Annotated in this window: 9 protein-coding genes; 1 reads left to right on the forward strand and 8 read right to left on the reverse strand. The window is 33.6% G+C overall.

The features are described from left to right. Positions 1-1,566: 1,566 nt before the first annotated feature. From phoU to AC1DY0_RS10390, 8 genes are all read right to left on the reverse strand, one after another. Positions 1,567-2,247, reverse strand: coding sequence for a phosphate signaling complex protein PhoU (gene phoU, locus AC1DY0_RS10355; protein ID WP_477188526.1), 681 nt, complete (start codon positions 2,245-2,247; stop codon positions 1,567-1,569). A gap of 99 nt (positions 2,248-2,346) precedes the next feature. Beyond that, complete coding sequence (pstB, locus tag AC1DY0_RS10360; RefSeq protein ID WP_477188527.1) at positions 2,347-3,105, reverse strand: phosphate ABC transporter ATP-binding protein PstB; 759 nt, start codon at positions 3,103-3,105, stop codon at positions 2,347-2,349. 49 nt (positions 3,106-3,154) lie between these two features. After that, positions 3,155-4,099 (reverse strand): phosphate ABC transporter permease PstA, encoded by a 945-nt coding sequence (gene pstA, locus AC1DY0_RS10365; RefSeq protein WP_477188528.1) that lies wholly within the window; start codon positions 4,097-4,099, stop codon positions 3,155-3,157. A gap of 2 nt (positions 4,100-4,101) precedes the next feature. Further along, positions 4,102-5,343, reverse strand: coding sequence for a phosphate ABC transporter permease subunit PstC (pstC, locus tag AC1DY0_RS10370; RefSeq protein WP_477188529.1), 1,242 nt, complete (start codon positions 5,341-5,343; stop codon positions 4,102-4,104). Positions 5,344-5,423: 80 nt separating this feature from the next. Further along, entirely contained in the window at positions 5,424-6,257 is an 834-nt protein-coding gene (locus AC1DY0_RS10375; RefSeq protein WP_477188530.1) for a PstS family phosphate ABC transporter substrate-binding protein, read from the reverse strand. Between the two features lie 30 nt (positions 6,258-6,287). Then, the gene (locus AC1DY0_RS10380) at positions 6,288-7,604 is read right to left on the reverse strand and encodes a porin (RefSeq protein WP_477188531.1); all 1,317 of its coding nucleotides are present in this window, start codon (positions 7,602-7,604) and stop codon (positions 6,288-6,290) included. 199 nt (positions 7,605-7,803) lie between these two features. Then, positions 7,804-8,895 carry a sensor histidine kinase gene (locus AC1DY0_RS10385; protein ID WP_477188532.1) on the reverse strand — a complete coding sequence of 364 codons (1,092 nt, stop codon included), beginning with the start codon at positions 8,893-8,895 and terminating at the stop codon, positions 7,804-7,806. A gap of 68 nt (positions 8,896-8,963) precedes the next feature. Beyond that, positions 8,964-9,647, reverse strand: a complete 684-nt coding sequence (locus AC1DY0_RS10390) for a response regulator transcription factor (RefSeq protein ID WP_477188533.1) — start codon at positions 9,645-9,647, stop codon at positions 8,964-8,966. Between the two features lie 238 nt (positions 9,648-9,885). Between AC1DY0_RS10390 and AC1DY0_RS10395 the strand changes: the two genes are divergently transcribed. Next, complete coding sequence (locus AC1DY0_RS10395; RefSeq protein WP_477188534.1) at positions 9,886-12,678, forward strand: TonB-dependent receptor; 2,793 nt, start codon at positions 9,886-9,888, stop codon at positions 12,676-12,678. The last annotated feature ends 186 nt before the right edge of the window (positions 12,679-12,864 follow it).

Genomic DNA, 12,864 nt, shown 5'->3' on the forward strand with positions numbered 1-12,864 from the left:
AGGCAAAAGTCTTGTTTTTAATAAAAGTGATCTATTTAAAGCTAAATGCAAGGCACATTTTTTATCCGATAAAATTAGTAGCTTAAAAAAAGAGCCTTCTCAGAAGGCTTTATTTGAATTGTAGGATTGTAAAATTTGAAGATTTTGAGAAAAAAAAGAGGTTTTTTCACAGCCTGACGTCTTGGTACTACAGCGGGTTTGGGACTAAATTAAGCCCTATTTTCGGATTTGCCAAATCATCCCTAATACAAAACCAATTTCCCATTAAGCCTAATGCCCAAATCCGTTGTAGTAGCTGTTAGGCTGGGTTGCGACACGCACGCTGAGCACGAACGAATTTCGATTTCAATTATCGATTCCAATTGCGAAAGATTCTCCGCCTTTCGAATTCCGTTTCAATTAGTTCCATCTTTCAAAGAAAGCTTGAAAATCTTAAAATAAACCTCGAAAAAATCGACAAAAAAATTCCGCTTTCGGTTTTCAGAAAAGCGGTTCACGTTTGTTTGTCCGCAACAATTAAACTTCGTTTTACGGCTCCGATTTCGGTCGGCTTGATTTCTACTTCATTAAATCCTTTTCTTCGCTTAAATGCCTGATTAAAATCGGTTGCGTCTCGTTAACGGAGCAATCGAGCCTAACGTTCTCGCGCTACAAGCAGTTTGGGATTAAATTAGCCTTAACTTTCGGATTTGCCAAATCTTCCAAATACAAACTAATTTTTCCATTAAGCCTAATACCCAAATTGCTTGTAGCGTGTGTTACTGGAGGCTTGTTTTTGTCGAAATTACGATTAAACCGCAAATTTTCACGTTTCTATTGGCAAAACCCAACTTTCACGTTTCTGATTTTCGGTTCGGAATTTTCAACGTATTATTTTCAATTATTTACTTTCTATTTATAAATTCTGCGCAAAGAATTTCAAGCTTCTGCTGGCAAATCTCAATTTTCACGTTTCTGCTTTTCAGGTTTCTGTTGGCAGATTCCAATTTTCAAGTTTCAACTTTTCAAGTTTCAACTTTTCAAGTTTCTGTTGGCAAATTCCAATTTTAACGCTTCGGATTTTCAGGTTTCAACTTTTCAAGTTTCTGCTGGCAAGTTCCAATTTTCACGCTTCTGCTTTTAAACTTCTTACGGAACGAATGCTTATTTTCTAATTATTTTTATCTGCGTAATTTCGGCACAAGTCTCCAGTAACTAGTATATATGCGATATAAACCTTCGTATATACATCCTTAATTGGGTAGATTGGTGAAAGTTTGTTTCTTTTATTTTATTTCAAATATAGAAAATAATACCTACAAAGCTAAAAAGTATAATTTTCACTTCTTGCAACTGTTGTTATGCTCCGCTCAGTAAAATTAGACATTCGAAGAAAAAACAATGCCCTGATGCGAGCTTCCGTGTGCCTGCTGAGATCTTCCATCTCCCTGAAACATACTTCTGAACGCCTGCTACAATCTTCGAACGAGTTACTGTATACTTCCAATAGCCTAAAAATAAAAAAAGTCGGAACAAACAAATGTTCCGACTTTTTACAATTTATATGTTTCTAATTCTAAAAGAAAACTATTCTTCAGATCTTAAATCATCAAATTTATCATGTTTAATAATTTTAGCATTGACCGTAAAATAAACATACTCTGCGATATTCGTACAATGCTCAGATATGCGTTCCAAATGTTTTAAAACAATCACCAAATTTGTTCCTGAAACAACAGCTTTGGAATTCACCTTCATTTCATTGATAATATCATGAATGGCATCTTCACAACTGTTTCTGATATCTTTGTTTAAAACAAATATTTCCCCAGTAGCTTTACCATTTTGTTCCTCAAAACACTTATTGGTTTTAATCGTAATTAATTCAACTTGCCTGCAAATATCACCAATATCGAACTTTACAATCAAATCGTGTTTTTCCTTTATGTTTTTGGATTTTTTCATGATGCTAATAGACAAATCACCTATTCGCTCAATCTCATTACTGATTTGCATTGCCGACATAATAAAACGCAAATCAGAAGCAACAGGCTGTTTCAAAGCAAAAATGCTTTGACAAATCTCATCTATTTTGACATCTAATTTATCAATTTTATTTTCGGTTTTTTTTATAATTTTTCCTTCAGCGGCTTCCGGTTCTTGTAAAAGTATTTTGACTGCCTCGCTCACTTGGCCTTCAGCCAATTTTCCGATTTTTTTAATAATACTTTTTAAATTATCTAGTTCCATTTCGAAATGTGTTGCCATTTTATTTTATTTAAAATTGTAGAAGTTTTATATTTAATAGTCTAAAGATTCGATAGTTTAGAATCAACTATCATACCAAAACTAATATACTTAAAACCATTAACCAAATCTTCCTGTTATATAATCTTCTGTTTGTTTTTGCACTGGTTTAGTAAAAATAGAATTTGTTTTTCCCATTTCTATTAAATTCCCCATGTAAAAGAAGGCTGTGTGATCACTCGTTCTTGCCGCTTGTTGCATATTATGAGTCACGATAATGATCGTGTATTGTTCTTTTAACTCATGTATCAACTCTTCAATTTTTGAAGTAGAAATAGGATCCAAGGCACTTGCAGGTTCATCCATCAAAATAATATCTGGGCTTACCGCCAATGTTCTTCCGATACACAAACGTTGTTGTTGCCCACCAGAAAGTCCTAATGCTGAATCTTCCAAACGATCTTTCAACTCATCCCAAATCGCCGCTTGACGCAGTGACTTTTCGACAATCTCATCCAATTCTGCTTTATTGTTTATCCCGTTAATACGAGGTCCGTAAGCAATATTTTCATAAATAGATTTAGGAAAAGGATTTGACTTTTGGAAAACCATCCCAATCTTTTTGCGGATATTAACTACATCGACATTTTTATCATAGATATCAACATCTTCCACCAGCATTTGTCCTGTAATGGAAACACTTGGAATCAAGTCATTCATTCTGTTGATACATCTCAAAAAAGTAGATTTCCCACAACCTGAAGGCCCAATCAAGGCAGTCACTTTGTTAGCTGGAATATCCATTGTGATTTCATTCAATGCCTTTTTTTCACCATAGTATAATGATAAATCATTAACTTTTATTTTTATGTCTTTCATTGTATATTTTTTATATCTAAAAGAAAACTCTATTTAGTTGAACTAAGTCTTATTTTGCTCTTCTTCTAATTCTTGATCTAATAATTACGGCAACAACGTTTAGTGACAGTGTCAAAATCAACAACACTAAAGTTGTGGCAAACTGTATTGGCATCGTTTTCTCCACATCCGAAGATTGAGTCGACATAATATAAACATGGTAACCCAAATTCATAAACTGGTCGCTCAAAGAACCTGGCAGTGTTGCCAAATAATAGGCAGCACCCGTGAATAATATTGGAGCAACCTCACCGGCTCCTCTACTCACCGCAAGAATAGTTCCTGTCATAATCCCAGACACTGATTCTGGAAGCACCACTTTTCGGATAGTCTGCCATTTGGTTGCACCAAGAGCCAAACTAGCTTCTCTTAATTCACGAGGAATTGTTTTCAAGGATTCTTCAACAGAAACAATGATAACAGGCAAAGTCAATAAAGACATCGTTAAACTCGCCCAAAGAATATTGGGTTGTCCCCATCGCAATTGACCATCATTAAAAACAGTATCTGCACCAGCTCCCAAGAATTGGATAAAAAATCCAAGACCAAAAAGACCAAATATAATTGATGGTACTACCGCCAAGGTACGAACTGAGAATCGTACAGCTGCCGCAAATTTGGAATTTTCACTGGCATATTCCGTTAAGTAAAGTGCTGTAATTGTCCCAAAAGGAACCGCCGCTATAGACATAACAATCACTAAAATAAAAGTACCAATCAAGGCTGGGAAAATCCCACCTTCAGTCATACCATTTGTTGGGAAAGTAGATATAAATTCCCAAGAGAATTTGGTTCTTCCTTCATAAACGATGATTCCCAAAATGATAAAAAGAATAGCAATAATAAGGATTACGGCCAATTGAGTAATACCAACGAAAATCTTTCCTTTTATTTCCGAAGTACTTTTTTTACTGGAAAAAAAGTGATTTTCTGATTCATTTATAACTTTTTCCATAATTATTTTCCTTGGAATTTTTTCAATAATTTACCTTTTACATAAAACTCAGCCACCGCATTTAAGGCAAAAGAAAAAATGAAAAGTAATGATCCAATAAAGAACAAAACACTGTAATGAGTCTCTCCAAATACAGTTTCGGCCATTTCAGAACCAATTGTCGCAGCAAACGTACGTACACTTTCAAAAGGATTAGCAGAAAGTAAAGCTGCATTTCCGGTTGCCATCAACGCAATCATTGTTTCACCAAAAACCCTTCCAACTCCTAGCAATAATGCTGCAAAAATACCTGGCGTTGCTGCTGGTAAAACCACAAAAAAAGCAGTTTGCCACTTACTGGCACCCAATGCCAGACTCGCTTCGGTATAAGTTTTTGGAACCGACGCCAATGCATCTTCTGAAATTGTATAAATAATTGGAATAGCGGCCAAAGCCATTGCCACCCCACCGATGAAAGCATTTAATCTGGAATCATATCCAAACACATTCTGAAAAAAACTTGCCAATACCATCAATGCAAAAAAACCAATAACCACTGATGGAAAAGCAGCTAGCATTTCGATAATAGGTTTTATGATTTCTTTTACTCTTTTGGAAGCAAAACAAGAGGTAAATAAAGCCGCCAATACTGCCAGTGGACCAGCAATTAGCATAGCAATAATAGTCACTTTCAAAGTTCCTATTAACAAACCAATTAATCCAAATCTAGGATTATCGGAAACGGGTACCCACTCAGTACTGAAAAAAGTACTCCAGGTTTTATCCGATCCCTCTTGATTTTGGGATTCTGCATTCATCATTTCATCTGCCGGCGCAACACTTAAGTCTTCTTTTGGAGTGTCTCCGTAGCTTTCCGGTTTTAAATCATCTTGCGTTACAGGCTCAGAACCATACGTTTCTGGTTTTAATTCTTCTGTTGCTTCGGTACCGTAAGATTCCGGTTTTAAATCTTCTGCGGTTTCTGTTCCATATGCTTCAGGCTTCAACTCTTCTGAAGATGTATCGTAAGATTCAGGTTTATTTGCAGCTGTTGCTTGAGCTTCTATTTTTGCTTTAGCATCACTTCCTAAACTAAATAACGGCAATGATTCTTTGAATACAAAAATGAAAATCAGAAAAATAATTGCTATTGATAGAAAAGCAATCGACGAAATAATTTTTTCGGCCAGAAACTCAGAAAGCCTGAATTGCTTCTTTAAACTTTCCTTGGTAAAAGTTTGTTTGATTGGTATTTGGGAATCCATTTTATTTATTTAGGAATTCGTATAGAATAAACATAAATATCCCTCACTTTGATTTAAAATGAGGGATATTTTACTTCAAATTACTTTAAAGGATAATAACCTACTTCAGCAATAATAGCCTGACCTTCGGAACTTAAAATCCAATCAATAAAAGCTTTAGTCTCACCAGTTGGCCTTGATTTTAAATACATATACAAATATCTTGTGATAGGATAGGTATGATTTTTAATTGTTGCCGCAGTAGGCAAAATTGCAGGGCTTTTGTCATCTTTTTTAACACCGCAATCTTTTACTCCCTCAGCATAAGCTGCACCACCGTAACCAATAGAGAATTTATCTTTTTTAACAGCATTTACGATTGCAGCAGTTCCTGGCAATGTTTGACAAGATGGAGAAAAATCAGTTTTTACAACATTGTCTTTAAAGAATCCAAAAGTTCCTGAGCTGCTTTCTCTTCCGTATAATTTAATTGGAGCATCTGGACCACCAACTTCTTTCCAGTTCATAATTTTTCCAGCAAAAATTTGTCCAATTTGTTTCAAAGTAAGAGCACTAACTGGATTAGCTTTATTCAAATAAACAGACAAACCGTCTTTGGCACAAGGAATCTCAACTCCAAGTGTATTATATCTTGCTTTCAATTTTTCTACCTCAGAAGGTTTGATCGGACGACTTGAATTGGCTATATCCGTAGAACCGTTTATTAATGCCGCCAGTCCTACTCCAGATCCTCCTCCAGTAACCTGAATAGATGCTCCCGGATTTTTTTTCATATACACTTCCGCCCATTTTTGGGACAAAATAACCATTGTATCAGAACCTTTAATAGTAACTTTATTTACCATTGTAAAAGAAAATCCTATTGTCATTATGACTAATAAAATCCCTGCAGTTTTTAATTTAGTAGTTTTCATATTTTAATTTATTTAAATCGCGTTTTAAATTTAGAATCTAGCTTGTACTCTAAGAGTGAATGTATTATCGTGTTTGTCATTTTTAAAATCTGCACCGGCATTTTGAGATTTTTCATTTATTGGCATTAAGTAACAAGCCATTATTTTAATATTGTCATTGAAGAAATATTGCCATGCATATGTCCAAGTATTGTATCTCAAATCACCAGCATTTGTAACTGCATCTCCAGACATTTTAGTATTAGGATCAAAAACATCATATCTAATAGAAGCTATATTTACTTTACCAACATTTTTAACAAATGAAATGTAATAACCTTCTACGTTTCTTACTTTATTAGCGTTAAATAATGAATTAACTTGAGCAGTATTTGTTGTTCCTGAATAAGTTCCTCTGATATATTCGCCTTTTAAAGACATTCCCCCAAGGAAGTCATAATAAACTTGCGCCTCAGCACCAAATAATTCTTTATTAAATTTATCACCTACTTTAGGAGTAAATGGATTATTGTTCACATCTGAAAATACTGTAGGAGGAGTTGTTTGAGCAATTACGGTAGTTTTTCCCAGATAAGTATGCCCTCCAAAATCTATTCCCAATGAGTTGTTCATCATTTTCAAAGAGTAAACACCTCTAGCCATGAAATCTTTTGCATTGTCAACATCTTTTGCTTGACTTGCCAACGGTCCTTCTCCAAAGTTTCCGTTAAGTATAGCGAATTGTAATTTTAAAGGGAAGTTGTATTGAGTAACAAAATCAGCCTCCAATTTAACTCCCTGATCCCTTTCTGTTGGATAAAGTGTTCTTGTCATCAAAGTCCTTTCTGCAAATTCTCTTGATGCTGAAGAATATTCTATTTCATAAGTAGGTCTGTTAAACTGACCAACCCATAAAGAGAAAGTGTTAAGCCAACGGTCATTCAACTGTACATAAGCATCTTTCAAAGTAACTTGATGTACTTCAAAGTTAGGCTGCAAAACAAAATTTACACCGTCGATAGGCTTATAAGTAAATTTAATCCTTGCTCTTCTAATGTAAAATGAATTATCTTCATATGAAGTAGTACCGCTTACAGGAACTCCGTGTATAGTCCCGTCTGATGACCAGGTATCATAAGCTTCATATTGAGCCTGAATATAACCTGAAACTTTAATCTTGTTCAACTCATTAACAATTGATTCCAAACCAGAAAACTTTTCTTCATAACCAGCTAACTTCTCTGAATGCTGATTGACAGTTGCTGCCAATGAATCTAGGTTAACTTTCTTAATTGTATCATTTTCAACTTCCTGAGCATTAACTATACCACAAATTGATATCATTATTGCAACTATAACTTTTTTCATTTTCTTTTAATATGAATGTTAATTTGCCGCAAAGGTGATACCGCAATGTTAAGTTAAAGTTAACACAATGTTATTTAGATGATAATTTAATGTTAATCGGTTTTTTCTTAGAAAAATTTAAGTGTAATTTTCTTGCCTTAAACACAAATATAGTTGACAATAAGGCACTTATGAGAAATTTTTTAAAGTTACCAAATGTTTAATTTAATTTCTTTTTTAAGCCAAATTGATCAGTTATGTATGTCTTTTCGAGTGTAAAAGAAAACTCAGAGCCAATTCCAAACTCACTTTCGACATAAATTTTTTCTTTATGAGCTTCAATAATGTGTTTCACAATGGAAAGCCCTAAACCTGAACCTCCTTCGGTACGAGAACCACTTTTGTCCACTCTATAAAATCGCTCAAAAAGTCTAGGTATATTTTGTATTTCTATACCTTCACCGTTATCGGTAACTCGAACCAATACTTTTTTATTGGTCAAATTCACAATAGAAATTTCGGTCAAACCACCTTCTTTTCCATATTTTATAGAGTTCACAAGTAAGTTCTCGACAACTTGCTGAATTTTGTCTTTGTCCCCATTTACAAAAATGGGGAGAACATTATCATTTTCGAATGCCAAAGTGATATTCTTTTTTTCGGCTTTCATTTCCAACAAATCGAAAACATTTTTAATCAGCTTTACAATATCAAATTTTGTAAAATCAAGATTCAAATCCCCCGATTCCAATTTGGTAATCATATCCAAATCTTCCACGATATAAATCAATCGCTCTACTCCTTTTTCTGCTCGCTTCAAGTATTTCTTTCTAATGGATTTATCATCCATAGCGCCATCAATAAGAGTTGACAAATAACCTTGAACCGTAAATAATGGGGTCTTGAGTTCATGGGAAACATTACCTAGAAACTCTCTTCTATATTCTTCACGTATTTGAAGCATTTCAATTTCCAACTTTTTATCAGTTGCAAACTTCTTTACTTCTCGTGTCAACGTTTCCATATCTGTGGTAATCGGTTGATTGATAAAAGTACTAGATTCCAATAGCGATACATCATCGTAAATTTTCTTTACTCTTCTATATATAAATCGTTCCACTCGGTATTGCAAAACAAAAAATGAAAAGACATAAACAAAAAATAGGCTTATAAAACCAAACATTAACATATTTACAAAAGAAGATTTGAACAGTATTACAGATAGAATCATGCAAAATCCTGACACAAATAGACTGATATACAAAGCTGATTTTATAGCAAACTTGTAACTTTTTTTGAAATTGATTTTCATTATTGATTTAGTACACGCATTATGGTTATTTGAAAAGACTTTTAAAATCTATCAAAAGTACCATTTATTTAAACTTCAAATTTATACCCTACTCCTTTTATGGTCTTAAAAAGATCATCTCCTATCTTTTCACGAAGTTTTCTAATGTGGACATCAATTGTTCTACCACCTACAACTACATCATTTCCCCAAACCTTATCCAGTATTTCTTCTCGTTTGAAAACTTTTCCGGGTTTTGAAGCCAATAAATAAAACAACTCGAATTCTTTTCTTGGCAAGGCAATTTCTAGATTATCCTTTACAATTTTATACTCTTCACGGTTTATTTCGATTCCGCCCACATTGAGAGTTTCACTGTTTTGATCTTGTTCTTTTAATCTTCGCAACAATGCTTTCACTTTACTAACCAATAATTTTGGTTTTATTGGTTTGGTAATATAATCATCGGCACCGGCATCAAATCCAGCCACTTGAGAATAATCTTCACTTCTTGCTGTCAAAAACGTTATGATAACATTATTCAACTCAGGTATTCTTCTAATATGTTCACAAGCTTCCATTCCGTCCATTTCGGGCATCATAACATCCATTATGATAAGGCTTGGAAGTTCTTTTTTTGCTTTTTCAATAGCATCTTTACCATTGACAGCCGTAACAATCTGATATCCTTCTTGAGCTAGGTTATAGCCTACAATTTCTAAAATATCTGGTTCATCATCAACCAGAAGAATCTTGGTGTTTCTTTTCTTCATATTTAATAGCAAAAAATTAAGCTTTCTATTGTATTCATCTCTTAATTAAACACAATGACTTTTTATTGCAATGTAAAAGTAATAATAAACGGTAAGTATCAATACGAAAAAAGCGGACTTAACCTTAATTTAATATGTTAACGATTTCATAATAATTATGATATCCATTCATAACTTGATGTTAACACAAAGACTAGAATCCCGCCATTTATTTGCAGAAAATTAAATACTACTTAAAATGAAATTAAAATTTCTATTCTTTACACTGTTTATTTGTGTTATTGGTTTCTCACAAAACAAAGGAACAATAACTGGTGTTTTATTAGACAAAGATTCCAATAATCAATCCTTACCATTTGCCAATGTGCTGATAAAAGGAACAAAAATTGGCACCAACACTGACGTAGAAGGAAAATATACAATTACTCTAGCTCCAGGAAATTACACTGTCCAATTTAGTTTTGTAGGTTATGAAACTACTGAGGTTCCCGTAACTGTAGTAGCCAACGAAACTGTAACTGCAAATAGTTCTTTGGGTTCTGGTGGTTATAAACTAAAAGACGTTGTTGTCAAATCAAGTGGCGGACGTGAAAAAGAAACAGCATTATTATTGGAACAAAAAAATGCAGTTGTCATCAAGCAAAGTATAGGCGCACAAGAAATGTCCAGAAAAGGAGTTAGCGATGTCGAGGAAGGTTTAACCAAAATAACCGGAATCACAAAAGTAGGCTCAAGAGGTTTATTCGTTCGTGGACTGGAAGACCGTTACAATAATTTATTGATTAATGATTTGGCTGTACCTTCAAACAATCCATACAACAAATACATTGCTTTGGATTTATTCCCAACAGACATTGTTGGTGTAATTGACGTGTACAAAACGTTTAATACTAATATTTACGGCGATTTTGCCGGAGGTACTTTTAATATCCAAACAACAAGACCATCAAAAAGCATTACTAAATTTAGCATCGGAATTGGTTATACCACAAATAATAGTTTTTCTGATTTTTTAATTGCTGAAAACGCCGATTCTCCAGAAGGCTTTTTTGGATTAACTGGAAAATACAGAAAACTTCCTTCAGCTTTAGGAAGTTCACCAGCATCTGTAACCATGACGCCGGAGCAATCATTGAGTGCATACAAAGACAGTGGTTTCAATGTCGCTGATACTAAAAGTCCATTAAACACAAGTATCGGTTTCTTGAATTCAGAAAAATTTGATTTCGAAAACGAAAAAAGCTTTTCATATCTATTGTCTCTTTCATTCGATAATGATTATAAAATCACAAACGGAGTACAAAGAAACTTCAATAACAATCCATCGGGTTATGTTTACAACAGTAATTTTATAACTACTGATTACACATATGAAACTTCTTTTACAGGATTGATTGGTTTAAATTACAATACAAAAAAACTAAAACTGTCTTACAACACTACCTACATTAAGACAACTAAAAGTTTAATACAAGATCAATTTGGTGTTCCAAATACTAGTACATCAAACAATGATGTTTTAATAAGAACGAATCAATTGGACGAAACAGCATATCTGAACAATCAATTATTAGGGGAATATGCTCTAACTGACAATAACGATCAAAATATAAAAGCTGGAATTTCCTATGCTTTGACAAAATTTTCACAACCAGACCGTAAATTTTTCTCTGGACCAAAATCAGGAGATACTGATATCACTACCTCAATTGCAGGAAACAATTTTATTCGCCAATATCTAGACATCACCAGTGATTATTATTATTCAGGGTTAGCAGAGTACAATTATAAATTTGGAAAAGAAGAAAAAAACAAAAAGTTCTCTGTAGGTTACAATGGTTATGCCTCAAACATGGAATCTTCTTATCGATTTGTAATCCCTACCACTGGACCAACATTTACAGGCCCTATTAACACTATCGACAGCCAATTAAACAGCTATTTAGCTAATAATACTTTTGCTTTTAGAGAAAGTTCTAATGCTACTTGGCAAGCCAAATTATTTCAATCATCGAATGCTGGTTATGCAAATCTATTGTACAATTTTGACAATAAATGGGAAGTTAACGGAGGTTTGCGTGTAGAAAGCACTTTAAGAGAAACTCAATACAGAGCTCTAGGATCTTTCGATGATCCATTTATAAAATTATCATATGATAATTTATACTTTTTACCTTCATTGAATGTAAAATATGAAGTTACAGACACTTCAAATATGCGTTTTTCTGCCACAAAAACATATACTTTGCCTATTATAATGGAAGCCTACCCAATAGAATACATCAACGCCGATGGAACTTCTACAAAAGGAAATCCTTATCTATTAAATAGCGAAAACTATAATGTAGATTTGAAATACGAAATATTCCCTTCTGCAAAAGAACTTTTTTCTGTAGGCTTATTTGGAAAGAAAATTTTGGATCCAATAGAACGTACTTTCATTGCCAATGCAGCCAATACGACAATTACGACCTATTTAAATTCGGATCAAGCAGTACTATTTGGAGCTGAATTTGATTTCTTGTATGATTTAGGAAGAATAAATGAAAACTTAGCCGATTTCTCTTGGGGATTCAATACTTCATTAATGCACACTCAAGTAGATGTAAAACCTACTTTCACAGATTCAGAAGGAAATGTTACTACCTCTATTGAAACACATCAAAAAAGAGAGCTACAAGGAGCTTCAAAATATTTAATTAATTCTGATTTAAAATACCAATTCAATTTTAGCTCAGAATGGAGCAACACGCTATCTTTAGTATACTCTGTATTTGGAAAAAGAATTTACGCAATTGGTACAGGAGGTTTAGACCACATATATGAATTACCAGTTAATCAATTGGATTTTGTTTGGGGAAGTAAAGTGTCTAAAAACATAGATTTAAAATTCTCGGCTCAAAACATCTTAAATCCAAATATAAAATTCGAACAAGGAAATGATGGTGATGCTCCTTTGATAGATGAAGCAACCATCCGTAACTACAAGAAAGGTATAGAATTCTCAATGAGTTTAGGATACACATTCTAAAATCAATCCCGCTCAAACAAAGCCTCTAATTCATTAGGGGCTTTGTCATTTATAAACAACAGAATCTCTTAACGTTAACATCACAATTAAGACCTATTTTGATAACTTTTTTGTAATTATTCGGTAACATCTATTCGGAACTCACAAAGTACTTTTGACATATCAAATTATGAAAAATAACACTCA

The sequence above is a fragment of the Flavobacterium sp. P1_E4 genome (assembly GCF_056405915.1).

Coding starts and splice junctions, on each gene's coding strand:
- pstA (WP_477188528.1), bottom strand. CDS start 4,099: ATGGAAAAAGTTATAAATGAATCAGAAAATCACTTTTTTTCCAGTAAA.
- pstC (WP_477188529.1), bottom strand. CDS start 5,343: ATGGATTCCCAAATACCAATCAAACAAACTTTTACCAAGGAAAGTTTA.
- AC1DY0_RS10375 (WP_477188530.1), bottom strand. CDS start 6,257: ATGAAAACTACTAAATTAAAAACTGCAGGGATTTTATTAGTCATAATG.
- phoU (WP_477188526.1), bottom strand. CDS start 2,247: ATGGCAACACATTTCGAAATGGAACTAGATAATTTAAAAAGTATTATT.
- AC1DY0_RS10390 (WP_477188533.1), bottom strand. CDS start 9,647: ATGAAGAAAAGAAACACCAAGATTCTTCTGGTTGATGATGAACCAGAT.
- AC1DY0_RS10395 (WP_477188534.1), top strand. CDS start 9,886: ATGAAATTAAAATTTCTATTCTTTACACTGTTTATTTGTGTTATTGGT.
- AC1DY0_RS10380 (WP_477188531.1), bottom strand. CDS start 7,604: ATGAAAAAAGTTATAGTTGCAATAATGATATCAATTTGTGGTATAGTT.
- pstB (WP_477188527.1), bottom strand. CDS start 3,105: ATGAAAGACATAAAAATAAAAGTTAATGATTTATCATTATACTATGGT.
- AC1DY0_RS10385 (WP_477188532.1), bottom strand. CDS start 8,895: ATGAAAATCAATTTCAAAAAAAGTTACAAGTTTGCTATAAAATCAGCT.